The following is a 24,136-nucleotide window of genomic DNA, read 5'->3' as shown; positions in this document are numbered from 1 at the left end:
AGAGAGGAAGCGTTCTACGACGCAAGGGGCACAATGACGGGCCCGCAAGTACTCCCACTCTAGCTGATCGGGCCGTGTGCCGCCTGACAGTCGCCCCAAACCGAGTTCGCACTCTGTTTTTCGGGCTCGCAGTCGCATCCGTCGCAGACCTCAGATTCAGGAACCGGCTTCGAATTCAGGAGATTCAGCCGGACACGCCGACTGGGGGCGCCGCCACACGGCGTGTCGCCTCAATTCTCCTGAATGTGAGGTGCTGGGTCCGAGTCCGCAGCGGTGTCCACTGCGTCCTGTTCCGGTTGCACCGGCTCGAATCCCCAGTTCGGCGCCATCTCCTTCAAGCGGATGCCGCGCCACTGCCACATCGTCCACATCGGCATCCACAGCGCAACGGCGGCTGGCCCGCCGAAGTCCAGACGGTCGCGGTAGAGGGTCTTCGTCGGGTCGCCAGGTGCCGGAGCGACGGCCATCTGGTGTCGCCACCCTTCGAGCAGGCTCAGCGGGCCGGTCAGGGGGCGACCGGAGTCGATGAGGATCCGGACCCCTGGCATCCGCTTCAGGTCGAAGTCGAGATCGATGCGCTGGCGCCCGACCGGGATCACTCCAGCGCCGCGGACGGCGACGTCCATGCTGCCCGGCTCCCACAGAGTCGGGACAGGCCCGCCGGGGTCCAACTCGAGCAGCGGTGAGTAGAGTTCGCGGAGAACGGCGGGGGAGCGCAGAGCGCGCCACGCGTCGAACGGATCGCAGTCGAGGATCATCTTGAGTTGGACGCGCATGAGCCCAGTCTCACCTGTCTGGCTGGTGCCACGTCCGGAACTGCGGAGATTTCTCGCCAAGTCACAGCAAACAGGCACATCGTTACCGGTAGAGGCGAAATCTCCGAAGTTCGGTGCGGCGGGTGCGCTAGACAGGGAGTATGGCGATTCGATACTGGCTGGCGGTGGCGTCGCGCGACCACGTGCGCACCGCCGTCGACCTCGGTGTCGCGCAGATCAGCCACGGCACCCGCCCGAACCTCGAGCGGATGGGCGACGCCGACGGGCTCGTCTACTACTCACCTAAGACGGCATACCCGGACGGTGACCCGCTCAAACAGTTCACCGCGATCGGGCGGATCGCCGGGACCGAGATCTACCAGGCGCTGTCGTTGGACTGGAGGCCCTGGCGGCGCCGGGTCGATTGGGATGAGACAGCCGAACCGGCACCGATCCGCCCGCTGCTCGGAGCTCTCGAGTTCACCCGGAACGCGCCGGACTGGGGCTATCAGTTGCGAGCGGGACTCATCGAACTGTCCCGTCACGACTTCGAGATCATCCGGGATGCCATGCGTCGCCCGTCGCCTGACGACCGGCGCTATCCCGAAGAACGTCACTGGCTGTAACACAGCCGGGCCGCGCGCATAGCGGTGGTTACGCTGGAGCCATGCCCGAACGCACCGACACTCCTGCGCAACCCGCGGCCCTGCGGGTGGCCGCCCAGGCGAAGTACCAGGTCCGCTTCGACACCGGCCGCGCCGGGCTGGACCGCGTCGGGGACGTCGACCTGCTGATCTGGGTCGATGCGCTCGCGCTCGCCGACGCGGGCATCGCCCTCGATTCTCCGGCGGGAGCCGTTGTCGCGGCGAACCTCACCAACCGCAGCGCCGTCGCCGCGTGGGCGCTGGATCACCAGGTGCGCCTCGGGCGCCGGATGTCGATCGCCGTCGTCTCCGCCGGTGCAGAGGGTACGTTCTCCGCCCCGGACCTGCTCGCAGCGGGCGCGGTGATCGATGCTCTCGTCACCCTCGGCATCGACTTCACGTCGCCGGAGGCGGCTGTGACGTGCGCTGCCTTCGACAACCTGCGGAAGGCCGTTGGGCACCTGTTCACCGCATCCGTGGACGGGCAGACCCTCATCGCCGACGGCGAGCGGGAGCGTGTGGTCGCTGCCGCGCTGGTCGATTCGACCGCCGAGGTCGCGATTCTCCGCGACTGAGAACGACACCGGCGGTACGCGCGTTCTGGCAGGTGGTCCGGATATCATGCACGCATGAAAGCAACCCATAACGGCACCGTCCTCGCCGAAGCGCCGACCAGCGACCTTCTCAAGATCGAGGGCAACTGGTACTTTCCACCGTCCAGCCTGGTGTCCGAACTCTTCACCGAGAGCCCGACCCCGTACACCTGTGGGTGGAAGGGCGAGGCGCAGTATTACACGGTCGAAACCGGTGGTCAGCCGCGGAAGGATCTCGCCTGGAGCTACCCCCAGCCGTATCGGAGTTCGTTCGATCGGGTCGGTCAGGACTACTCCGGTTATGTCGCATTCGACCGGTCGGTGACGATCAGCGAGTAGCGTCCTGCTCGGGGCGAGCCGCCCGCGCCCGGTGGGCCCTGACCTTGTGTCGGTTGCCGCAGCGTTGCATGGAACACCAGCGGCGGTTTCCCGCCCGCGACGTGTCGAGGTAGATGATGTCGCAGTCGTCGGCGTCACATTCCCGGATGTTGCCGGACGTCGTCCCTGAGAAGAGGGCGACAGCATCCCTGGCGATCGTCGACAGCGCCTGTCCGGCACGCGGATCGGTGCGGCCCGCCTGCAGGCCTCCACCCGCAAGGCGGGGCGGAATATCAGGGGTCGCCGCATAAAGGTTCAGCAGGTCGATGTCGTGCGCAGCGGCACCGGCACCGGCGCTCGCCGCGAGAGCGAGCCGGCCGATCGCGCCGCGCAGGGTGATGGCGTCGGCGAGGTCCCGATCCCCGGCCGCCGTGCTCGGGAGCCGGTTCGCCAGCCACGACGTCAGATCGCGCGGGGAGCGCAGCATCTCCTGCGGCGAATCCGTGGCGGCGTCGACGCCGAGCGGACCGGTATACGCAAAGTCGAGGGCGAGAGAACCGGAGTCGAACCACCAGCGCGTTCCCTCGAGCGAGGTGAACCACTGACCGGTGGCGGACTCAGCACTGCTCGCGTGGCTCATGTAACCAAGGTAGCCGGTTACCGCCCCACAGTGATCCGGGCCCCGGGATTCCGGGTGTGTCAGAGGAGTTTGCGAAGAGTTCGAAGGTTCCTCGTGGTGGTGAGGATGCCCGGGGTGTGTGCCGTCCGCTTCGAGAACGTGCTGTTCGTCGACATTCCCTTGCGGACCTCCCAGTACAGAACACCGTCGCCCGGCTGCACCCGCTCGACATCGTCGTCGAGCTCACCGGCGAGGTCGAGAAGAGCCTGGATGTCGCCCGGTTGCGACACGAACACCACATAGGGTTGGCGGTCGTCGACTTCGTCGAACGGATACGCCTCGAGAACGTCTCTCACCTTCGCCTGGTCGATGACGATCACTCGGGCCGGGTAACCGAACTGCGCTGACAACGCCTTCGCGATCGCCTCCGCGAGCTCCGCCGCACCGGCATCCCCGGCGAACAGCACATTGCCGCTCGCGAGCACCGTGCGCACATCGGTGAACCCCAGCTCGTGGAACACGTCGGCCAGCGGTACGGACTTCACCGTCACTCCGCCGACGTTGACTCCGCGGAGAAGGGCGACCCGGAGGTTGCCGGCGCCGTCGGCTCGAGCGCCGGCTGCGCCATGGGTCACCTGAGCGGATCGCCCGGTCATGACGCCTGCGCCGCCGCGCGCTGTCGCATCGCCGGGGTGATGACGCGATGCTCCCAGCTGATCGCGTACCTCGGGTCGAACCGGCGTGAGCAGACACCGCATGAGGTGTGGTGTTGGGGCTGCCGGTAGCGGTACAGGGTGTGGCCGTTCGGGCACGACCCCACCCACGGGGCCAATTCGTCGGCTGTCTCGCCGTGGTGCTCCCTGGAGCCCACATAGCCGAGATCGGCGGCGACCCGCTTCCACGCCTGACCGTGGCCTGCGCGCGGGCCGGCGATGGCGTGCGCGACCTCGTGGAGCAGGATCTGGTGGATCTCGTCGTCGTCGAAGCGGGTCGCCAGGTAGCGGGACACGGTGATCCGCTTCGTCGTGAAATTGCACAGGCCGGCTCGGCGCTTGGCATTGTCGAATCCGAACGACCACACGGACGGATCAAGGTGGAGCTTTATCAGCGAGTCGGCCCACAACCGGACCCTGACCAGATCGGACATGGGAATACGCTAGCGCGAGCCACCGACATTCGCTCGACCGCGCTCAGCGGCCGAGGAACGACTCCGTGACGGCGACGGCGACGAGAGCGGGCTCCATCTCTTCGTCGCTGGCGCCGAGGTCCGTGCGCAACCGGACGGCGGCCCTGAAATCGACGAGCGCAGTCTTGTACTCGCCCTGGTCGAAGTACACTTTGCCGCGGTGCTGCAGCGAGAGTGCCTCAAGCATCCGCCAGTCGTGGGTGTGGGCCTCGTTGATGAGCGACGACAACTCGTGCAGTGCCTCGTCGTACGCGCCGCGGAACTGCAGAACCTGGGCACGGAGCATCCGAGGCTGCATCAGTCCCTTGCGGTCACCGGTGAAGCGAGCGAGCCGTACACACTGGTTGGCCACGTCGAGTGCCTCGTCGAGCTGGCCGGCGACTTTGAGCAGCCACGCCTTCTCGCAGAGCGCGCTCATGCTGCGCATGTCGCCAAGCTCGGCGAGTCGCTCCCCAACAGCCTTGAGGTCGACTTTTTCGCGCAGGGTTTCTGCGTCATAGCCCAGGATGATGCTCAGGGTGTACTCCAACGAGGTCGGGAGTCCGGAACGGTCGCGCCGGTCTCTCATTCGACTTTAACCCGCGGTTCCCCGTTCGCGGGTCAGGCGGTGCGCCTGTCGCCATTCGCACGTCGATTCCCGGCTGGAATCCGGCTACCCCTCGACGAGCGGCGCAAGCGTGATCTCGATCAGGCGGTCGTCGTCCGCCCCAGGGCTGCCGCGCCCATCCGTGTTGTTCGTGATCAGCCACAGAGTGCCGTCCGGGCCGGGCGCGACATCCCGGATCCGCCCGACTTCACCCTCGAAATACGCGGATGCCGTCACGACACCCTCGAGGCCGGAACTCCCCTCGGGCACATGGACCCCGTCGAGGATCACCCACAACCGCTGGCCGCGGAGTGCCGCCATGAACAGCGTGTTGTCGACGATGGTGAGGCCGCTCGGGCTGGCCTCGTCCGTCGACCACTGGTAGGCCGGGTCGACGAAGTCCGGGTTCCCGGCCTGCCCTTCGACGACCGGCCAGCCATAGTTGTTTCCTGGTTCGATGAGGTTGAGTTCGTCCCAGGTGTTCTGGCCGAACTCGCTTGCCCACATTCTGCCGTCGGCGTCCCAGGTGATGCCTTGCGGGTTGCGGTGCCCGAGTGACCAGACCGCCGAGCCGTCGACCGGGTTGTCCTGCGGCACGTCGCCCGTCGGTGTGACCCTCAGGATCTTGCCGTTGAGCGCGTCCTTGTCCTGCGCGGAGCCGGCGTTGCCGGCGTCTCCGACGGTGATGTACAGCATCCCGTCAGGGCCGAACGCGATCCGGCCGCCGTTGTGATTGCCGGCCTTGGCGAATCCCTCGATCACGACCTCCGCGCTGCCGAGCGTGAGGTTTCCCGGGGAGCCGCCGAGCGGCATCCGCACGACCCGGTTGTCGTCGTCGGAGGTGAGGTAGGCGTAGATCCAGTGCTGTTCGTCCTGGGAGCGGGCAGCGAGGCCGAGGAGCCCGCCTTCACCGCCGGGGTCGACACCAGGGACGACCGCCGCTTCCCGCAGATCCCCGCTCGGGGTGAGCTCCATGATCTGGCCGGTGTCTCGGTAGCTGAGCAGAGTGCTGTCGCCCAGGCGGAGGATCGACCAGGGAGCGTCGAGCCCGGTTGCGAGGACTGTCGAGGCGCCGGTCGGGAACACCGGCCCGGTTCCGGTGGGCGCGGGGGCGGGCGTGTCCGGGCCGGTGGGGCGTTCGCTTGGCGGCGGGGCGGATGTCGTGCAGCCGGTCAGCAGGACGGCGGCGGCCAGGACCGCGCTCGCCGCACCTCTCCCACGCATGTCAGTTGCCCGATCGGACCTGGAAGATCGTCTGTGCCGGGGTGGGCGACGGCACCGCTGTCTCATCGGTGACCACGCTGGCCCCAGCGAGGAACTGGCGCAGTTCAGCGCCGGCAACGGCCTTCGCCGGGTGCGGGCCGCCCGCGAGGAGCCGGGGAATGAAGTGCATCGGCAACTCGGCGTTCGACCCGATCAGCACCACGTTGCCGAAACGCCGGCCCTTGAGAATCTGTGCCTCCGCCAGCACGGCGACGTGGCCGACGGCATCCTGAACCGTTGCGGCCTGTCCGCGGGCGAAGGCAAGGCCCGGGCCGTCCGCGATGTTGATGACGAGGATGCCGTCCGGCGACAGCAGGGCGGCCGCTTCGCGGTAGAACTCGATGCTGGTCACGTGGGCGGGGGTGCGGGCGCCGGAGAAGATGTCGACGATGACGAGGTCGACGCTTCCGGCCAGACCTTTGGGGAACCGGCCGAGCACTTCCCGGGCGTCGCCGTAGCGAACCCGGATGGCCGCGCGTTTCGACCAGGGCAGGTGCTCACGGACGAAGTCGACGAGGTCCTGTTCCAGCTCGACGACCTGCTGCCTGCTGCCCGGCCTGGTGGCTTCGATGTAGCGGGGGAGGGTGAGGGCCCCGGCGCCCAGGTGGACGGCGGTGATCGGCTGGCCGGGGGTGCGAACCTCGTCGATGACGTGTCCGATGCGCTGGACGTACTCGAAGAACAGGTTCGTCGGGTCGTCGAGATTCACGTGGGACTGCGGTGTGCCGTCCACGACGAGCTGGTAGCTGCCCGGAACCCACTTGTCCGCCTCGATGACGGCCTCCTGGCCGCTCGACGCGAGACGGATTCGGGGGTTGTCGGTCTCTCTCGCTGCCATGCGTCGAGCCTACCTTTCGTAACTTCGGGAATTGCCGGGGGAACGGGCTGGAAACGGGATTACCAGGCCGATCCGGCGCGGATCGTGAGAACGTCGTAACACCTCTGTGGTTCGCATCCGGCGCGGCTAGCCTGAGAACATGCGCGTCGACCTCAACTGCGACCTCGGTGAGACGGTGGATGGCCGTCCGACCGCGGACGACGCCGCCCTGTTCCCGCTCATCACCAGCGCGAGCATCGCCTGCGGGTTCCATGCCGGCGACGCCGAGTCGATGTACTCCTCCTGCCTGCTCGCCGTTGAGCACGACGTCCGGGTCGGGGCGCACATCTCCTACCGGGACCTGGCACACTTCGGTCGGGCTGACATGGAGGTGCTTCCTGCTGTGCTGGTCGACGAGACCCTCGAACAGCTCACGGCGCTCGCCGACGCCGCAGGGAAGGCGGGCACCGGCATCCGTTACGTGAAGCCGCATGGCGCGCTCTACAACCGCATCGTCCACGACGACCGAAAGGCGGATGCCGTGGCGAGCGCGGTCGCGCAGTTCTCGCCGGGGCTCCCGCTGATGGGCCTGTCCGGGTCCCGGGTCGAGGCCGCTGCCGCCGCGCACGGACTCCCTTTCCTGCGGGAGGCGTTCGTCGACCGGGCCTACCAGCGCAACGGATCCCTCGCGCCGCGCACGTGGCCTGGCGCGGTGCTGCACGGTGAGGACGAGATCGCCGCTCGCGCCGTCACTATGGTGACCGAGGGGACGGTGCGTGCGCTGGATGGCACCCTGCTCAGGCTCGAGGCCGATTCGCTGTGCGTGCACGGCGACACTCCGGATGCCGTCGCCATGGCGCTCGCGGTGCGGCAGGCGCTCGCCGCGGCCGGCGTCGAGGTGCGAGCGGCTACATGAGTGCGCTGCACGCCGTCGGGGACAGCGCTGTGCTCATCGACTGCGACGACCTGGACGCGGTTCTTGCCCTGCACGCGGCACTCAGCGGCGCCCCGCCTGACGGCATCGTGGACGTCGTGCCTGCAGCTCGCACAGTCCTCGTCAGTTTCGACCCTGCCATCCTGCCCGCTGACCGGGTGGCCGGGTGGATCCGGTCCACCCCGCCCACCCCGCCCGGCGCCCGGGCCGACGCCGATGAGCTCACTCTCGACGTGCAGTACTCGGGGGAGGACCTCGCCGAGGTCGCCGCCCTCCTCTCGCTCAGTGAACGGGAGGTGGTGAACGCGCACACCGCATCCGTCTGGCGGGTCGCCTTCGTCGGATTCGCTCCCGGTTTCGGATACCTCGTGACCGATTCGCCCCGCCTCGTGGTGCCCAGGCGTTCCAGCCCGCGCACGAGCGTGCCTGCTGGGTCGGTGGCGCTCGCCGGAGAGCACACCGGGGTCTATCCGCGAGCTTCTCCTGGAGGCTGGCAGATTCTTGGGAGAACCGACGCCCGGTTGTGGGATCAGGATGCCACGCCGCCGGCCCTGCTCACCCCCGGACGTGTGGTCAGGTTCCGGGAGGTGTCGTGAGCGCCCTCACCGTGCAGGTTGCAGGGCCGCTCACCACCGTGCAGGACCTGGGTCGTCCAGGGTTCGCAGCGCTCGGCGTGAGCGGCTCGGGTGCGCTCGACCGGGGAGCGCTGAGGCTCGCGAACCGTCTCGTCGGCAATGCCGAGGAGACGGCCGGACTCGAGATCACCGTCGGCCCGTTCGCCGGCGTTGGCGACCGGGACGTCTGGATCGCCGTGACAGGTGCCTGGGGGCGGGTCTCGGTCGGCGGGCGCCCGATCGACCCGAACCATCCTGCCTTCGTTCCAGCCGGGGCGGCGCTCGAGATCGGCCCGGCCGAGCACGGGCTGCGTTACTACCTCGCCGTCAGCGGCGGATGGGACGTGGACCCGGTGCTCGGCTCCCGGTCGACGGATCTGCTGTCCGGCATCGGCCCCGCCGCTGTGCGCGACGGCGATCAGATTCCGATCGGCGAGTCGCATCCTGCCGCGATCCCCGCCCTCGATGTCGCGCCGTGGAGCCCGCCTGAGGCGGGAACCGTGACGGTGCCTCTGATCGTTGGACCCCGGGCGGACTGGTTCGCGGCGTCGTCGCTCGAACGGCTGTTCACCGGCACCTGGGCGCTCGGTTCGGCCTCGAACCGCGTCGGCGCGCGGCTCGAGGGGACGCCGCTGGAACGGTCCGCCGCGGCGCATGCCCGGGGCGAGCTCCCCAGCGAGGGAATGGTCGCCGGGGCGCTGCAGGTGCCGCCGTCCGGTCTGCCGACGGTGTTGCTCGCCGACCACCCGACGACCGGCGGATACCCGGTGATCGCGGTCATGGCATCCGGCGCGCTCGACATGTTCGCGCAGCTGCGCCCCGGCCAAAGCCTGCGGTTCCGGCACGCGCGCCTCTGAAACCCGCGAGTTGCCCACATTCGCGGGTGCCGGTGCGTCAGAACCCACGAGAGTGGGCAACTCGCGACGAGATATGACGGCGGATGCGTTCCAGCAGTCGCCGGGGGTCGCGAAGGTCCTCGGCGGTCACCCGGATGATGCGCCACCCTTCGTCCTCGAGGGCGTGCGTGCGTGCGATCGATGTCCCGCCGCCACTGACCTGGATCGGTGAGATGTTGGAGGCCCTCGTACTCGAGGATGAGCTTGTACTCGCGGAAGAGCAGATCGGCGCGGGCGAGGAACAACCCGCGCGCATCGAAGAGTTCCACATTCACTTCGGGAACCGGCAGCCCGGCGAGCACGATCTCGACACGGAGCCGCGATTCCCGCGGAGACTCGGCTCCCTCATTCAGCAGGGTCGCAGCAAGCCGCAGTTTCTTGACGCCTCGCTGCCGGGAGTGCCGGGCAACGGCTTCAACGAGCCGTGCCTGACTCGTACGTGGCGATCGCCGGAAGATGAGCCAGTCGCCCGCTGCAACGAGGTCTCCGAGGGGCAGCCGCCGGGCCAGGTCGCACCAGGTGCGTTCGACCGAGGTGAGCCGACTGGCGTCCCTTGTGACGATGTCGTCCGGCCGGACGTCGTAACTGTGCCCGGACACACCGACGATGTGCACGGCACGCACGTCCTTCGGTATCCCGACGTGCAGTGAGGGCAGGGTGGACGGCGACATCGGTATCGGGATGCCGTGGAGGAGCGCCGCTGTCGGTCCGCAGTAGAACGCCTCCGGCGGCATCCGTAATGCATACGCCTGGCAGAGCTGACGGGTCAGATCCCGGTGAGCGGTGAAGGGGTCATGCCACTGGTCTGCCGCTGGGGCCGGCATCCGGATGCCTGAAAACGGGGTCGTGAGATCGCTGGCGTGGAGTCGCCCGGCAGGCACTCCGTGTGCGCGAGCCTCGCCGGTCGAGAACGGCCGACCCTGAAGGGCAGATGGGAGGGAAGTGCGTCTGGTCATGCAGCAACAGTGCAGAGCCTCGAGAACGGATGGCACTCGGTCCGCAATCCTGTGAGTTCTCATGGCTTTGTCCGTGCCGTGTGAGGGAGCCCCCGGACCCGCGAGTTGCCCGGATTCACGGGTTTCGGGCGATCAGGACCCGCGAAAGTGGGCAACTCGAGGGGGCTTTATACCGCAGGCAGGGGAGACTCGTCAAGAAATGCGCTGGACACGACGCGTTCGAGCGCATATAGTAGATCCTTGCGCTCCCAGACGTTTCCCATGCCTTCATATTGCGGTCGGCCCAAGTGCTCTTTTCCCGGAAAATAGCACCATTTTTTGATGGCGTTTGACGAGTTCTCCATTACTACCAGTAACTAGAGCCTGTACGAGGGCCCACGGAGGTTATTTCCTTGGCTGCTGCGCGCAACGCATCCACCAACTCACCCAAGAACGGCCGCGACGCATCGCGTCTGTCGTTCGCGAAGATCACCGACACCCTGACGGTTCCGGATCTGCTTGCTTTGCAGACCGAGAGCTTCGACTGGCTCGTGGGCAACGACGTGTGGAAATCACGCGTCGCAGAAGCCACGAAGGCCGGCCGCCAGGACCTGCCGACTCACTCCGGCCTCGATGAGATCTTCGAGGAGATCTCACCCATCGAGGACCTGGGCGAGACGATGCAGCTGAGCTTCACCAGCCCCTTCCTGGAGCCGGAGAAGTATTCGATCGACGAGTGCAAGGAGCGTGGCAAGACCTACGCCGCTCCTCTCTACGTCGAGGCCGAGTTCATGAACCACCTCACCGGTGAGATCAAGACTCAGACCGTGTTCATGGGCGACTTCCCGCTCATGACCGAAAAGGGCACGTTCATCATCAACGGCACCGAGCGTGTCGTCGTGTCCCAGCTCGTCCGCAGCCCCGGTGTCTACTTCGACCGCAACCAGGAGAAGACGTCCGACAAGGACATCTTCTCCGCTCGCATCATCCCGAGCCGTGGCGCATGGCTCGAGTTCGAGATCGACAAGCGCGACCAGGTCGGCGTTCGCATCGACCGCAAGCGCAAGCAGTCGGTCACCGTCTTCCTCAAGGCCCTCGGCCTGACCAGCGAAGACATTCTGGAGAAGTTCAAGGGCTTCGAGTCGATCGAGCTGACCCTGGAGAAGGACTCGATCCTCACCAAGGAAGACGCGCTCCGCGACATCTACCGCAAGCTCCGTCCGGGAGAGCAGGTCGCCGCTGAGGCTGCCCGCGCCCTCCTCGACAACTTCTACTTCAACGGCAAGCGCTACGACCTCGCGAAGGTAGGCCGGTACAAGATCAACAAGAAGCTGGGCCTTGACGCCCCGCTGAGCGACTCGGTCCTGACCGTCGACGACATCGTCGAGACGATCAAGTACCTCGTGCGCCTGCACTCGGGTGAGACCACCTTCACCGGTCTGCGTGACGGCAAGAAGGCGGAGATCCGCCTCGACATCGACGACATCGACAACTTCGGTAACCGTCGTATCCGCGCCGTCGGCGAGCTCATCCAGAACCAGGTCCGCACCGGTCTGTCCCGCATGGAGCGTGTCGTCCGCGAGCGCATGACCACGCAGGACATCGAAGCGATCACCCCGCAGACCCTGATCAACGTGCGCCCCGTCGTCGCCGCGATCAAGGAGTTCTTCGGTACCTCGCAGCTGTCGCAGTTCATGGACCAGAACAACCCGCTCGCCGGGCTCACCCACAAGCGCCGCCTGTCTGCGCTTGGCCCCGGTGGTCTGTCGCGTGAGCGTGCAGGCGTCGAGGTGCGAGACGTTCACCCGTCCCACTACGGCCGCATGTGCCCGATCGAGACTCCTGAAGGCCCGAACATCGGCCTGATCGGTTCGCTCGCGTCGTTCGCCCGCATCAACGCGTTCGGTTTCATCGAGACCCCGTACCGTCGCGTCGTCGACGGACTGGTCACGAAGGACATCGACTACCTCACGGCGATGGAAGAGGACGACTACATCGTCGCCCAGGCCAACGCTCCGCTGCAGGATGACGGCCGCTTCACCGAGGACCGCGTCCTCGCCCGCCGGAAGGGTGGAGAGGTCGACCTCTTCGCCGCTGAAGACATCGGTTACATGGATGTCTCGCCTCGCCAGATGGTGTCCGTCGCGACGAGCCTCATCCCGTTCCTCGAGCACGACGACGCGAACCGCGCACTCATGGGCGCCAACATGCAGCGTCAGGCTGTCCCGCTGCTCCGCTCGGAGTCGCCGATCGTCGGAACCGGTATGGAAGGCTACGCAGCCGTCGACGCCGGCGACGTGATCACCGCAGACAAGCCGGGTGTTGTGATGGAGGTTTCGGCCGAGGTCGTCACCATCCAGCTCGACGAAGGTGGAACACAGGACTACTACCTGCGCAAGTTCGACCGCTCCAACCAGGGCACGAGCTTCAACAACCGCGTCATCGTCTCCGCGGGTGACCGCATCGAGGCCGGCGAGGTCATCGCAGACGGTCCAGCAACGGAGAACGGCGAGCTCGCCCTCGGAAAGAACCTCCTCGTGGCATTCATGTCATGGGAAGGCCACAACTTCGAGGACGCGATCATCCTGAGCCAGAACCTGGTCAAGGACGACACCCTCTCCTCGATTCACATCGAGGAGTACGAGGTCGACTCGCGCGACACCAAGCTGGGCAAGGAAGAGATCACACGTGACCTTCCGAACGTCAGCCCTGAGCTCCTCAAGGACCTCGACGAGCGCGGAATCATCCGCATCGGCGCCGAAGTCCGCCCCGGTGACATCCTCGTCGGAAAGGTCACGCCGAAGGGCGAGACCGAGCTCTCCGCCGAAGAGCGTCTGCTCCGCGCGATCTTCAACGAGAAGAGCCGCGAAGTTCGCGACACGTCACTGAAGGTTCCCCACGGTGAGCGCGGCACGATCATCGCCGTCAAGGAGTTCAACGCCGAAGACGGTGACGACGAGCTCGGCTCTGGCGTCAACCGCCGCGTCGTCGTCTACATCGCCCAGAAGCGCAAGATCACCGAGGGTGACAAGCTCTCCGGTCGTCACGGCAACAAGGGCGTCATCTCGAAGATCCTCCCGATCGAAGACATGCCGTTCCTCGAAGACGGAACTCCGGTCGACATCATCCTCAACCCGCTCGGTATCCCGGGTCGAATGAACTTCGGCCAGGTCCTCGAACTCCACCTCGGCTGGATTGCCCAGCAGGGTTGGAAGGTCGAAGGCAAGCCGACGTGGGCGAGGAACCTCCCGGCAGAGGCGTACGAAGCCGCTCCAGGAACGAAGGTTGCAACGCCCGTGTTCGACGGCGCGTCCGAGGAAGAGATCGCCGGACTCCTCGAGTCCACCACCGTCACCCGTGACGGCGACCGCCTCATCGGCTCAAGCGGAAAGGCCAACCTGTTCGACGGCCGTTCCGGCGAGCCGTTCCCGGAGCCGATCTCGGTCGGTTACATGTACATCCTCAAGCTGCACCACCTCGTCGACGACAAGATCCACGCTCGTTCGACGGGCCCGTACTCGATGATCACCCAGCAGCCGCTGGGTGGTAAGGCGCAGTTCGGTGGCCAGCGGTTCGGAGAGATGGAAGTGTGGGCCCTCGAGGCCTATGGCGCGGCTTACGCGCTCCAGGAACTCCTCACCATCAAGAGCGACGACATCCTCGGCCGCGTGAAGGTGTACGAGGCCATCGTCAAGGGTGAGAACATCCAGGAGCCCGGTATCCCCGAGTCCTTCAAGGTTCTGATCAAGGAAATGCAGTCCCTCTGCCTGAACGTGGAAGTGCTGTCTGCCGACGGCACCGCGGTCAGCCTCAAGGACACCGACGACGACGCCTTCCGCGCTGCGGAAGAACTCGGCATCAACATTTCCTCCAGGTTCGAGTCCTCGTCCATCGACGAGATCTAAGCCTGGCCAAGAGAAGTATTCAGAGACCTTTCTTTAGGAGAGAAATTGCTCGACGTAACAACTTTTGATGAGCTTCGCATTGGCCTGGCTACAGCTGACGACATCCGTCGTTGGTCGTACGGTGAGGTCAAGAAGCCTGAAACCATCAACTACCGCACCCTGAAGCCCGAGAAGGATGGTCTGTTCGGCGAACAGATCTTCGGCCCGAGCCGTGACTGGGAATGCTCCTGTGGCAAGTACAAGCGTGTCCGCTTCAAGGGGATCGTGTGCGAGCGCTGTGGCGTTGAGGTCACCAAGTCCTCCGTGCGCCGTGAGCGCATGGGGCACATTGAGCTGGCTGCTCCCGTCACCCACATCTGGTACTTCAAGGGCGTTCCATCGCGCTTGGGTTACCTGCTCGACATGGCGCCGAAGGACCTCGAAAAGGTCATCTACTTCGCCGCATACATGGTCATCTCGGTCGATGAGGATGCTCGTCACCAGGACATGCCAGGACTCGAGAACGAGATCCGCCTCGAGATCAAGACGCTCGGCGACCAGCGGGACTCCCGCATCGCCGACCGCCTGAAGAAGCTCGAAGACGACCTCGTCGCCCTCGAAGCCGAAGGAGCCAAGGCCGACCAGAAGCGTCGCACCAAGGACGCCGCTGAGAAGGAGATGAGCCAGTCCCGCAAATCGTACGACGAGCAGATCGCTCACCTCGAGCGTGTCTGGGACGACTTCCGCAGCCTGAAGGTCGGCGACCTCAAGCCTGAGGATGCTGTCTTCCACGAACTGCAGGACCGTTTCGGCATGTACTTCGAAGCGTTCATGGGTGCAGAGGCGATCAAGAAGCGTCTGCTGAGCTTCGACCTGGCCGCCGAGAGCGAACTGCTGCACACGCAGATCGCTGAGGGCAAGGGCCAGAAGAAGATCCGCGCCATCAAGCGGCTCCGTGTCGTCAACTCGTTCCTGTCGACCGGCAACTCGCCGGCCGCCATGGTTCTGGATGTCGTCCCGGTAATCCCGCCCGAACTGCGCCCGATGGTGCAGCTCGACGGTGGCCGCTTCGCGACCTCCGACCTCAACGACCTCTACCGTCGTGTGATCAACCGCAACAACCGTCTGCGTCGACTGCTTGACCTCGGTGCCCCCGAGATCATCGTCAACAACGAGAAGCGCATGCTTCAGGAGGCCGTCGACGCACTGTTCGACAACGGTCGCCGTGGTCGTCCGGTCACCGGAACGGGTAACCGTGCCCTCAAGTCCCTGAGCGACATGCTCAAGGGCAAGCAGGGTCGCTTCCGTCAGAACCTGCTCGGAAAGCGCGTCGACTACTCCGGTCGTTCGGTCATCATCGTCGGTCCTCAGCTGAAGCTGCACCAGTGTGGTCTGCCCAAGCAGATGGCTCTCGAGCTGTTCAAGCCGTTCGTCATCAAGCGCCTGATCGACCTGAGCCACGCTCAGAACATCAAGGCCGCGAAGCGTATGGTCGAGCGCAGCCGCCCAGAGGTCTGGGACGTTCTCGAAGAGATCATCCGCGAGCGTCCGGTCATGCTGAACCGTGCACCAACGCTGCACCGCCTGGGCATCCAGGCCTTCGAGCCTCAGCTCGTCGAAGGTAAGGCCATCCAGCTGCACCCGCTCGTCTGTGCTGCGTTCAACGCAGACTTCGACGGTGACCAGATGGCTGTCCACCTGCCGCTGTCGGTCGAGGCCCAGGCCGAGGCGCGCATCCTGATGCTCGCCTCGAACAACATCCTCAAGCCGTCCGACGGTCGCCCGGTCACCCTGCCCACGCAGGACATGATCATCGGCCTGCACCACCTCACCACCCTCAAGGAGGGTGTCGTGGGTGAAGGCCGTGCCTTCTCCTCGATCGCGGAAGCAATTCTCGCGTTCGACCAGAAGTCGCTCGACCTCAACGCCAAGGTGCGAATCCGCCTGACCGACATCATCTTCGCAAAGGGCGAAAGCCCCGAAGGTTATGAAGGCAGCGGAGTCTCCCTCGTCACGACGACGCTCGGTCGCGCCCTCTTCAACGAGGCGCTGCCGGACGACTACCCGTACGTGGAAGATGTCGCCGACAAGGGCAAGCTCTCGTCGATCGTCAACGACCTCGCCGAGCGGTACCCGAAGACCGTCGTCGCAGCAACGCTGGACAACATCAAGGATGCCGGTTTCCACTGGGCGACCCGCTCCGGCGTCACCGTCGCACTGAGCGACGTTCTCACCCCGCCGAACAAGCGCGAGATCGTCATGGGTTACGAGAAGCTGGCTGCGAAGGTTCAGGGCCAGTTCGAGAAGGGACTCACGACCGACGCCGAGCGTCGCCAGGAGCTCATCAAGATCTGGACCGAAGCGACCGAAAAGGTCGCAGAGGCGATGCGGGCGAACTTCCCCGAGGACAACACGATCAACCGCATGGTGACATCGGGTGCTCGTGGTAACTGGCTGCAGATCCGCAACATCGCGGGTATGCGTGGCCTGGTGAACAACCCGAAGGGTGAGATCATCCCTCGCCCGATCATCTCGTCCTACCGCGAGGGCCTGTCGGTTGCTGAGTACTTCATCGCAACCCACGGTGCTCGTAAGGGACTGGCTGACACGGCTCTGCGTACCGCAGACTCGGGTTACCTCACGCGTCGTCTCGTCGACGTCTCGCAGGATGTCATCATCCGCGAAGACGACTGTGGAACGACCAAGGGCCTCGAGCTCGCGATCGCCGCTGTGGACTCGACCGGATTGCTCGTGCGTGACGCCAACGTGGAGAACTCCGTGTTCGCTCGTTCGCTCGCCGCAGAGGCAGTCGACCCGAAGGGCACGGTTGTCGCCGAGGCCGGTGCAGACGTCGGAGACGTTCTCATCGATCAGCTGGTCGAGGCCGGTGTCGAGAGCATCAAGGTGCGCTCGGTCCTGACCTGTGAGTCCGCCGTCGGTGTGTGTGCTGCCTGCTACGGTCGTTCACTCGCTACCGGACAGCTCGTCGACATCGGAGAGGCCGTCGGCATCATCGCGGCCCAGTCGATCGGTGAGCCGGGAACGCAGCTCACCATGCGTACCTTCCACACCGGTGGTTCCGCGTCCGCTGATGACATCACGCAGGGTCTTCCCCGCGTGCAGGAGCTCTTCGAGGCTCGTACCCCCAAGGGTGCGACGCCGATCGTCGAAGCCGCTGGCCGTGTCAACATCGAAGACACCGACCGCAGCCGCAAGATCATCCTCACGCCGGACAACGGCGACGAGCCAGTGATCTACCCGGTTCTCAAGCGTGCTGTGCTCCTCATCGAGGACGGGCAGCACGTCGAGCTCGGCCAGCCGCTGCACCTCGGTGCCGTCGACCCGAAGGAAGTTCTCCGGGTTCTCGGTGTCCGCGAAGTGCAGAAGCACCTCGTCGGTGGCGTCCAGGGCGTCTACCGTTCGCAGGGTGTGCCGATCCACGACAAGCACATCGAGGTCATCGTCCGACAGATGCTCCGCAAGGTAACCGTGGTTGACCACGGTGACACCGGGCTCCTGCCGGGTGAGCTTGTCGACCGGATGAAGTACAACGAGCTGAACCGCGCCGCTCTCACCGAGGGCAAGAAGACCGCATCCGCCCGCCAGGAAGTCATGGGTATCACCAAGGCTTCTCTTGCGACCGAGTCGTGGCTCTCCGCCGCCTCGTTCCAGGAGACGACCCGCGTTCTTACGCAGGCCGCCATGGAAGGCAAGAGCGATCCTCTGCTCGGCCTCAAGGAGAACGTCATCATCGGTAAGCTCATCCCCGCTGGTACCGGCCTCGCCAAGTACCGCAACGTCACCGTTGAGGCGACGGAAGAGGCGAAGGCTGAGCGATACCCGAACCGCATCTTCGCAACGGACGGTGTGTTCGACGAGTCCGACCTCGGCTTCGTCGACTTCGACACCTTCTCGAACGACGATTTCACCCCGGGGACGTACAACTAGTACTGACCTGAACACCCGAAGGGCCCCGGCATTGCGCCGGGGCCCTTCGGCGTTAAGGCCGCCGGCGGCGTGGCATCCGTTCGATCGTCACGCGATGGCGTGCCGGCCCAGTTTTTGCTGAGCCCACGCCGACGGTAGGCTCACTCGCGGGTATCAGGACTGAAAGTAGGGAAGCAATGCGCGGAACCGCGTCACACGCAACGACACGGAAGACGTCGATTCGTCGGCTGGCCGCGGTCGGAACAGCAGCACTACTGACGGCCGCAGTCGTCTCCGGATGCGCCAGCACCCCAACGCCGGAAGGCACGACGGCTGCATCTTCAGCCCCAGCCCCAGCCTCGAGCGAGAAGCCACGCCCGACGTCATCGGCTGTCGCAACGCCAGAAGAGGTCGGCGTCGTCCTCCCCGGTTCGTGTGAGGACCTTTACGGGCCGGCCATGTTCAAGAGCCTCCAGGCCGACCTGCCCCCGCTCAACGACGAGACGATGGCGGACCCCAACTTCTCGAACAACGCCAAAGTCGAGGAGGCGCTGCGAAGCCTCACATACCTCCAGTGCACGTGGGGAGGCGCCGGTGAACTCGGCATTGTCACCGCTGTGGCGCGGGTGTCCGAGAAGCAGTCAGACGAGGTTCTCGAGATCATGGGATCCGGCGGCTTCGACTGCTATGACCAGCTCGACGGCACCCGGTGCGTGATCCGTGAGGAAGCTGACGGAAGCGTCCTCGGCGAGTCGCATTTCTTTCGCGAGGGCGTCTGGGTGTCAACGTTCTGGCTGAACGCGCCGATCCGCGGTTACACGGAGAACATCGTCGAAGCGATCTGGAAGTAGCAGCACGTCCCACTCCGTGACAGAAGTGCCCGCCCGGCAGGTCGCAACCAATCGTGATATTTCGTCAGCGACGCTGCTCTTGGGGTCGCTATCGTGAGCTCCACGGTCACGGAGGCGGGGAGCTATGTCGGGTGAGCGGGACAAGGCTGGGTATGCGGTCCTTCAGAGAAACGGCACAAAGAGCACATCCCGGCGATTCACGGGCGCGGTCGTAGCCGGAGCAGTGACTCTGTTGTGCCTCACCGCTCCCCTGGCGGCGGGTTTCTCGCGCAGCGACCGGTCGGACGGTACCCGCTGCGGGGTCTAGCACACGTTCGGCGATGCGCAATGGGGTGAGACGCACTTTCTCCGCGGGACATCTGGCTGTGCGCCTACTGGTCGAACATCGCGGTGAAGGAGTGCACCGACGATATGGTCGCCTCGCGCTGGGGTTAGAGGTCAGCCACGCGAACGGGGGCTGTCGTCTCCCCAACTGGGGAGTGCCGTTTGACCGGCCCGGCCGATAGCTTTACGAGGCTGCCTATATTCGGAGGTGATCGAGATGGCATCCATCATGGAGACCCTGATTCTCCAGGGCATCCTGCCTTTCGACCAGCTCGATCGGGTGTCGCGGACGCAGACCGACGACGAATCGGCGCTCAACGGCCTCGTCACACAGGGCGTCATCACCCCGGTGCAGCTCGCTCGCGCGCGTGCGACACAGGCCGGAATCGGCTTCGTCGAGCTCCTTGAGTACCCCGTCGACCGCACAGCGGTCAGCCTCGTGTCGTCTGTGCTCTGCCGCCGGCACAATGTCTTGCCGATCGGACTCGTCGGCAAGGTCCTCAAGCTCGCCATGGTCGACCCCGGCAACGTCTTCGCGATCGATGACGTGCGTGCCGTCACGCACCTGCAGGTCGAGCCGGTGCTCGTTGAGCGGGCCGATCTGCTCGCCGCCATCGACCGCTACCTCCGTGCAGACGGTGAACTGAGCGACCTCACCACCACGCTCGAGGAGGAGTCAGGCCCGCAGGAGGCCGACCACGCGATCGGCGACACCCATGATGACGAGGCGCCCATCGTCCGCTTCGTGAACCTTCTCGTCGCTCAGGCCATCCAGGACAACGCGTCCGACATCCACATCGAACCGGGGGAGTACGAACTCCGCGTGCGATACCGGATCGACGGGGTGCTGCACGAAATGCAGAGCGCGCCGAAGAGCATCCAGAACGGCGTCATCTCGCGGCTCAAGATCATGAGCGAGATCGACATCGCCGAGCGGCGCAAACCGCAGGACGGCCGGATGTCTGTCATGCACGGTGGGCGGAAGATCGACTTGCGCGTGGCGACACTGCCGACGGTGTGGGGCGAGAAAATCGTCATGCGTATCCTCGACAACTCGAACACGAGTCTCGACCTGCACGACCTGCAATTGCTCGAGCGCAACTTCGAGGCGTACCAGAAGTCGTACACCAAGCCGTACGGCATGATCCTCGTCACCGGACCGACCGGCTCCGGTAAGTCGACCACCCTGTATACGACGCTGAACTCGGTCGCCCGGCCTGAGATCAACGTGATTACCGTCGAGGACCCGGTCGAGTACCGCATGAAGGGCATCAACCAGGTCCAGGTGAACCCCAAGGCAGGGCTGACGTTCGCGAGCGCGCTGCGGTCGATCCTGCGGTCGGACCCGGATGTCGTCCTGCTGGGTGAGATCCGGGACCACGAGACCGCGCAGATCGCGATCGAAGCATCCCTCACCGGCCACCTCGTGCTTTCGACGCTGCACACCAACGACGCGCCGAGCGCAGTCGTGCGTCTGACCGAGATGGACATCGAACCGTTCCTTGTCGGCTCTGCCCTCGATTGTGTCGTCGCCCAGCGGCTCGCTCGGCGTCTCTGCGACCGGTGCAAGATGCCGGCCGAGTACTCGCCGGAGGACCTGGCACGGCTCCGCTTCCCGCAGGTTGAGGTGAGCCGGCGGATGCCCGGCATCTTCAAGCCTGTCGGCTGCCAGCAGTGCTCCCAGACCGGTTACCGCGGTCGGCTCGCGCTCCACGAGGTCATGACCGTGACCGAAGAGATCGAGCGGCTCGCCGTCGCCCGCGCCTCCAGCGCCGAGATCGGCCGGGTCGCCCGCGAGCAGGGGATGCTCACACTCCGGCAAGACGGATACACGAAGGCGACCATGGGGCTCACGTCCCTGGAAGAGATTCTCCGGGTCGTCGTTTAGCGCCACAGACGCTCTTCAGTTTTCATCAGCACGGCTGCACGCAGCACAAAGCACACACAGGGAGTGACGCTTGAGCGACCCAATCTATGAGATCCCGATCCTGGCACCGGGCGCGAACGTCGGCGGCTGGACACCGGGGATCCGTCGTCGGAGCCGAGCGGAGGCCGAGGCATCCACCGCGCTGCCCGACGCCGATGCCGCGGCCTTCGCCGCGGATGCCTCCACGTCGGGATATTCCGTCTCGTCGCCCACCTACTCTCCTCTGGGATATCCCGCACCGAGCGAACCGCCGACGAGCCGAAGCGAACTGAACCGGCTCGCGCAGGAGGCGGCGACATCCGCTGGTCGTTCTCAATACGGGCAGCCGGAGCCGGAGCCTGTCGCCCTCCGGGAGTTCAGCCTCGCGGAGGCGCTGCACACGGTCGTGCGGCTGAAGGCGTCCGACTTGCACGTGACCGCGGATGCTCCACCGATGATCCGCGTGAACGGTGGGCTGATCGCGATCGAGGGCGCCGCTGCGTGGTCACGTGAGAAGCTCACCGCTGAGCTGGCTGCGATCGTCAATGACCAGCAGCGTGAGTTGTTCTATGACCGCCTCGAACTCGACTTCGCGTACACGCTGACCGAAGAGAGCCGCTTCCGTGTGAACTACTACATGCAGCGGGGGGCGATCGGGGCGGCGTTCCGTCTCATCCCAACCGAGATCAAGAGGTTGAGCGAGTTGGGCGTGCCAGACTCGGTCAGCCGGTTCGCGGCGCTGCCGCGTGGGCTTGTGCTCGTCACCGGGCCCACCGGTTCCGGCAAGTCGACCACGCTGGCCGGCCTGATCGACCTCGTGAACCGCACGCGTGCGGACCACATCGTGACCGTCGAGGACCCGATCGAGTTCATGCACAGGAACCAGAAGTCGATCGTCAATCAGCGTGAGGTCGGCGCCGACACGCACAGCTTCGCGAGCGCGCTCAAGCACGTGTTGCGTCAGGACCCCGATGTGATCCTGATCGGTGAGCTCCGCGATCTGGAGACGATCTCTGTCGCTCTGACCGCCGCGGAGACCGGACACCTCGTCTTCGCGACCTTGCACACACAGGATGCCGCGCAGACGATCGACCGCGTCATCGATGTGTTCCCGTCGCACCAGCAGGACCAGGTCCGCACCCAGCTTGCAGGCACGCTACAGGGGGTCGTCAGTCAGGCCCTGGTGCCGAAGGCGAGCGGCTCAGGCCGTGTCGTCGCGACCGAGGTCATGGTGATCACGCCGGCGCTGTCGAACCTCATTCGTGAGGGCAAGACCTACCAGATCCTCTCCGCCATGCAGGCCGGTCGCGATCTCGGCATGCACACCATGGACCAGCACCTCGCTGAACTCGTGAACAGCGGCCGGGTGACGCGAGAGGCGGCCGAGGCGAAGGCGCACGATCCTGAGGGATTCTCGCGCATGCTGCAGGGCGTGCGCTCGCCAACCGAGAAGGCAACGCGCGCGATGGCGGCATCCGAGATCGACTTCGGAGATTCGTACTCATCGAAACTGGAGCGATAGATGGTCTCACCAGTCGGTTACGCGTACAAGGGCCGTGACGCGGCGGGCAAGATCGTCAAGGGCAAGGTGGATGCCACGAGCGAGGCTGCCGTTGCGGCTCGCCTGCGCACGATGGGTCTGTCCCCGGTGTCGATCGATGCCGCTCCGGATGGCACCGGGCTGAGCAAGGAGATCACGATCCCCGGGTTCTCCAAGGGTGTGACACTCAAGGACCTCGCGATCATGAGCCGGCAGATGTCGACCATGGCCAGCGCAGGGCTGTCGCTCATGCGGACGCTGTCGATCCTGGCCGAGCAGACGGAGTCGAAGCCGCTGGCGAAGATTCTCGTGACCGTGCGCGACGACGTGGAGACAGGTGTGTCCCTGTCGGATGCCATGCGCAAGCACGACCGGGACTTCCCGCCGATCATGATCAACATGGTGAAGGCCGGGGAGACCGGCGGGTTCCTCGACAAGGCGCTGGACACCGTGGCCAAGAACTTCGAGAAGGAATCGGAGCTTAAGAACACGATCAAGAGCGCGATGACGTACCCGATCGTTGTCGTCTTCATGGTGTTGATTGCCGTCGCCGGCATGCTGATATTCATTGTCCCGGTGTTCAAAACGATGTTCGACGGTCTTGGCGGAAGCCTGCCCATCCCGACTCAAATCCTCGTCACACTGTCGGAACAGATGATCTGGCTCGGGCCCCTGATCCTCATCGGCTCGATCGTTGGATCCGTCTGGTGGAAAAAGAACAAGCACACCGAAGCGGTGCGACGAACGCTCGACCCGTTGAAACTCAAGATCCCGGTGTTTGGCATGCTCATGACGAAGCTCGCGGTGGCACGCTTTTCACGCAACTTCGCCGACATGATCGGTGCTGGGGTGCCGATCCTGCAGTCGCTGCAGATTGTCGGTGAGACGTCTGGTAACTATGTCATCGAGAAGGCGCTCGTGAAGGTTCAGGACTCGGTGCGGCAGGGCAAGTCGATTGCGGCGCCGTTGGCCGAGGAAGCAGTGTTTCCTCCGATGGTGATCCAGATGGTCTCGGTCGGTGAGGACTCCGGAGCGCTGCAGCAGATGCTCGACAAGATCGCTGACTTCTACGAGCAGGAGGTGAAGACGATGACTGACTCACTGACCTCGCTGATCGAGCCGCTGCTCATCGCGTTCCTCGGCGTCGTCGTCGGTGGCATGATCGTCGCCCTCTACCTTCCGATCTTCAGCATTGCCACCGTGGTCAAGTAACTGAGGATTTCTCGCCTTAATGCTCACTTGCCCCGCTCTGGGGGGAAGAAATGCTCATTTCACCCCCGTTGGCGTGTCTTCGCGAATGAGGCGGCTCGCCTAAAGTCGGAGATCGGCGGGCCGGACTGGCTCTCCGAGCACCACGCCGAGCCAGTACCCCTCGATCAGAAGGAAAGCCCCATGGTTTCTCGCATCACCGCCGCACTCGCGGCACGCTACAAGGTCATCCAGGAGAAAGAAAAGGGCTTCACCCTGATCGAGCTCCTGGTCGTCGTGATCATCATCGGCGTTCTCGCCGCGATCGCCATCCCGATCTACATCGGCGTTCAGGA

General features: G+C 65.2%; 21 protein-coding genes. 14 read left to right on the top strand and 7 right to left on the bottom strand.

The features are described 5' to 3' along the window. Window positions 1-230 precede the first annotated feature (230 nt). The gene (locus JWP90_RS12945; RefSeq protein ID WP_297364988.1) at window positions 231-776 is read right to left on the bottom strand and encodes a hypothetical protein; all 546 of its coding nucleotides are present in this window, start codon (window positions 774-776) and stop codon (window positions 231-233) included. A 140-nt stretch (window positions 777-916) separates the two neighbouring features. On the opposite strand from JWP90_RS12945, the gene JWP90_RS12940 reads away from it, so the two are divergent. The 3 genes from JWP90_RS12940 to JWP90_RS12930 are packed head-to-tail and all read left to right on the top strand — an operon-like array spanning window position 917 to window position 2,331. Then, entirely contained in the window at window positions 917-1,381 is a 465-nt protein-coding gene (locus JWP90_RS12940; protein WP_297364985.1) for an EVE domain-containing protein, read from the top strand. Between the two features lie 41 nt (window positions 1,382-1,422). Beyond that, window positions 1,423-1,974 carry a 2-phosphosulfolactate phosphatase gene (locus JWP90_RS12935; RefSeq protein ID WP_297364982.1) on the top strand — a complete coding sequence of 184 codons (552 nt, stop codon included), beginning with the start codon at window positions 1,423-1,425 and terminating at the stop codon, window positions 1,972-1,974. Window positions 1,975-2,028: 54 nt separating this feature from the next. Then, on the top strand, window positions 2,029-2,331 hold the full coding sequence (locus JWP90_RS12930) for a DUF427 domain-containing protein (RefSeq protein ID WP_297364979.1): 303 nt from the start codon (window positions 2,029-2,031) through the stop codon (window positions 2,329-2,331). On the opposite strand, the gene JWP90_RS12925 is transcribed toward JWP90_RS12930, so the two are convergent. From JWP90_RS12925 to JWP90_RS12900, 6 genes are all read right to left on the bottom strand, one after another. Further along, complete coding sequence (locus JWP90_RS12925; protein ID WP_297364975.1) at window positions 2,321-2,950, bottom strand: CGNR zinc finger domain-containing protein; 630 nt, start codon at window positions 2,948-2,950, stop codon at window positions 2,321-2,323. The two genes, JWP90_RS12930 and JWP90_RS12925, sit on opposite strands and share 11 nt — an antisense overlap. Window positions 2,951-3,009: 59 nt before the next feature. Beyond that, window positions 3,010-3,585, bottom strand: coding sequence for a DUF1697 domain-containing protein (locus JWP90_RS12920; RefSeq protein WP_297364973.1), 576 nt, complete (start codon window positions 3,583-3,585; stop codon window positions 3,010-3,012). Further along, window positions 3,582-4,076, bottom strand: coding sequence for a SprT-like domain-containing protein (locus JWP90_RS12915; RefSeq protein WP_297364970.1), 495 nt, complete (start codon window positions 4,074-4,076; stop codon window positions 3,582-3,584). The genes JWP90_RS12920 and JWP90_RS12915 overlap by 4 nt, the downstream gene beginning before the upstream one ends. A 43-nt stretch (window positions 4,077-4,119) precedes the next feature. Beyond that, window positions 4,120-4,683 carry a tetratricopeptide repeat protein gene (locus tag JWP90_RS12910; protein WP_297364968.1) on the bottom strand — a complete coding sequence of 188 codons (564 nt, stop codon included), beginning with the start codon at window positions 4,681-4,683 and terminating at the stop codon, window positions 4,120-4,122. Between the two features lie 84 nt (window positions 4,684-4,767). Beyond that, window positions 4,768-5,925: a PQQ-dependent sugar dehydrogenase gene (locus JWP90_RS12905; RefSeq protein ID WP_297364965.1), complete on the bottom strand. Its 1,158-nt coding sequence runs from the start codon at window positions 5,923-5,925 to the stop codon at window positions 4,768-4,770. A gap of 1 nt (window position 5,926) precedes the next feature. Next, window positions 5,927-6,802 (bottom strand): spermidine synthase, encoded by an 876-nt coding sequence (locus JWP90_RS12900; RefSeq protein ID WP_297364962.1) that lies wholly within the window; start codon window positions 6,800-6,802, stop codon window positions 5,927-5,929. Between the two features lie 139 nt (window positions 6,803-6,941). Here JWP90_RS12900 and JWP90_RS12895 point away from each other — a divergent pair, with 139 nt between their 5' ends. From JWP90_RS12895 to JWP90_RS12845, 11 genes are all read left to right on the top strand, one after another. Further along, a complete protein-coding gene (locus JWP90_RS12895) occupies window positions 6,942-7,697 on the top strand; it encodes a LamB/YcsF family protein (RefSeq protein ID WP_297364959.1) in 756 nt (251 codons plus the stop codon). Continuing rightward, window positions 7,694-8,311 carry an allophanate hydrolase subunit 1 gene (locus JWP90_RS12890; protein ID WP_297364956.1) on the top strand — a complete coding sequence of 206 codons (618 nt, stop codon included), beginning with the start codon at window positions 7,694-7,696 and terminating at the stop codon, window positions 8,309-8,311. The genes JWP90_RS12895 and JWP90_RS12890 overlap by 4 nt, the downstream gene beginning before the upstream one ends. Beyond that, complete coding sequence (locus JWP90_RS12885; protein WP_297364953.1) at window positions 8,308-9,186, top strand: biotin-dependent carboxyltransferase family protein; 879 nt, start codon at window positions 8,308-8,310, stop codon at window positions 9,184-9,186. Before JWP90_RS12890 ends, JWP90_RS12885 begins: the two co-directional genes overlap by 4 nt. Window positions 9,187-9,398: 212 nt before the next feature. After that, a complete protein-coding gene (locus JWP90_RS12880) occupies window positions 9,399-9,875 on the top strand; it encodes a hypothetical protein (protein WP_297364950.1) in 477 nt (158 codons plus the stop codon). 698 nt (window positions 9,876-10,573) lie between these two features. Then, entirely contained in the window at window positions 10,574-14,065 is a 3,492-nt protein-coding gene (gene rpoB / locus JWP90_RS12875) for a DNA-directed RNA polymerase subunit beta (protein ID WP_297364947.1), read from the top strand. Between the two features lie 45 nt (window positions 14,066-14,110). Continuing rightward, complete coding sequence (locus JWP90_RS12870; protein ID WP_297364944.1) at window positions 14,111-17,992, top strand: DNA-directed RNA polymerase subunit beta'; 3,882 nt, start codon at window positions 14,111-14,113, stop codon at window positions 17,990-17,992. Between the two features lie 176 nt (window positions 17,993-18,168). Then, window positions 18,169-18,822 (top strand): hypothetical protein, encoded by a 654-nt coding sequence (locus tag JWP90_RS12865; RefSeq protein ID WP_297364941.1) that lies wholly within the window; start codon window positions 18,169-18,171, stop codon window positions 18,820-18,822. 541 nt (window positions 18,823-19,363) lie between these two features. Further along, window positions 19,364-21,034, top strand: a complete 1,671-nt coding sequence (locus JWP90_RS12860; RefSeq protein WP_297364938.1) for an ATPase, T2SS/T4P/T4SS family — start codon at window positions 19,364-19,366, stop codon at window positions 21,032-21,034. 70 nt (window positions 21,035-21,104) lie between these two features. Continuing rightward, window positions 21,105-22,574 (top strand): type IV pilus twitching motility protein PilT, encoded by a 1,470-nt coding sequence (locus tag JWP90_RS12855; RefSeq protein ID WP_297364935.1) that lies wholly within the window; start codon window positions 21,105-21,107, stop codon window positions 22,572-22,574. Next, window positions 22,575-23,804 carry a type II secretion system F family protein gene (locus JWP90_RS12850; protein ID WP_297364932.1) on the top strand — a complete coding sequence of 410 codons (1,230 nt, stop codon included), beginning with the start codon at window positions 22,575-22,577 and terminating at the stop codon, window positions 23,802-23,804. 180 nt (window positions 23,805-23,984) lie between these two features. Beyond that, on the top strand, window positions 23,985-24,136 hold a 152-nt coding region (locus JWP90_RS12845; RefSeq protein ID WP_297365021.1), incomplete at its 3' end, for a type IV pilin protein.

Source organism: Mycetocola sp., assembly GCF_025464835.1.
Taxonomy (GTDB): domain Bacteria; phylum Actinomycetota; class Actinomycetes; order Actinomycetales; family Microbacteriaceae; genus Mycetocola_A.
The sequence above is the reverse complement of the archived record's forward strand: the minus strand, read 5'-3'. Positions and strand labels throughout refer to the sequence as shown.

Excerpts from the sequence above, each read along its gene's own strand:
- JWP90_RS12945 (WP_297364988.1), bottom strand. The coding sequence starts at position 776 with ATGCGCGTCCAACTCAAGATGATCCTCGACTGCGATCCGTTCGACGCG.
- JWP90_RS12940 (WP_297364985.1), top strand. The coding sequence starts at position 917 with ATGGCGATTCGATACTGGCTGGCGGTGGCGTCGCGCGACCACGTGCGC.
- JWP90_RS12935 (WP_297364982.1), top strand. The coding sequence starts at position 1,423 with ATGCCCGAACGCACCGACACTCCTGCGCAACCCGCGGCCCTGCGGGTG.
- JWP90_RS12930 (WP_297364979.1), top strand. The coding sequence starts at position 2,029 with ATGAAAGCAACCCATAACGGCACCGTCCTCGCCGAAGCGCCGACCAGC.
- JWP90_RS12925 (WP_297364975.1), bottom strand. The coding sequence starts at position 2,950 with ATGAGCCACGCGAGCAGTGCTGAGTCCGCCACCGGTCAGTGGTTCACC.
- JWP90_RS12920 (WP_297364973.1), bottom strand. The coding sequence starts at position 3,585 with ATGACCGGGCGATCCGCTCAGGTGACCCATGGCGCAGCCGGCGCTCGA.
- JWP90_RS12915 (WP_297364970.1), bottom strand. The coding sequence starts at position 4,076 with ATGTCCGATCTGGTCAGGGTCCGGTTGTGGGCCGACTCGCTGATAAAG.
- JWP90_RS12910 (WP_297364968.1), bottom strand. The coding sequence starts at position 4,683 with ATGAGAGACCGGCGCGACCGTTCCGGACTCCCGACCTCGTTGGAGTAC.
- JWP90_RS12905 (WP_297364965.1), bottom strand. The coding sequence starts at position 5,925 with ATGCGTGGGAGAGGTGCGGCGAGCGCGGTCCTGGCCGCCGCCGTCCTG.
- JWP90_RS12900 (WP_297364962.1), bottom strand. The coding sequence starts at position 6,802 with ATGGCAGCGAGAGAGACCGACAACCCCCGAATCCGTCTCGCGTCGAGC.
- JWP90_RS12895 (WP_297364959.1), top strand. The coding sequence starts at position 6,942 with ATGCGCGTCGACCTCAACTGCGACCTCGGTGAGACGGTGGATGGCCGT.
- JWP90_RS12890 (WP_297364956.1), top strand. The coding sequence starts at position 7,694 with ATGAGTGCGCTGCACGCCGTCGGGGACAGCGCTGTGCTCATCGACTGC.
- JWP90_RS12880 (WP_297364950.1), top strand. The coding sequence starts at position 9,399 with ATGTTGGAGGCCCTCGTACTCGAGGATGAGCTTGTACTCGCGGAAGAG.
- JWP90_RS12865 (WP_297364941.1), top strand. The coding sequence starts at position 18,169 with ATGCGCGGAACCGCGTCACACGCAACGACACGGAAGACGTCGATTCGT.
- JWP90_RS12860 (WP_297364938.1), top strand. The coding sequence starts at position 19,364 with ATGGCATCCATCATGGAGACCCTGATTCTCCAGGGCATCCTGCCTTTC.
- JWP90_RS12850 (WP_297364932.1), top strand. The coding sequence starts at position 22,575 with ATGGTCTCACCAGTCGGTTACGCGTACAAGGGCCGTGACGCGGCGGGC.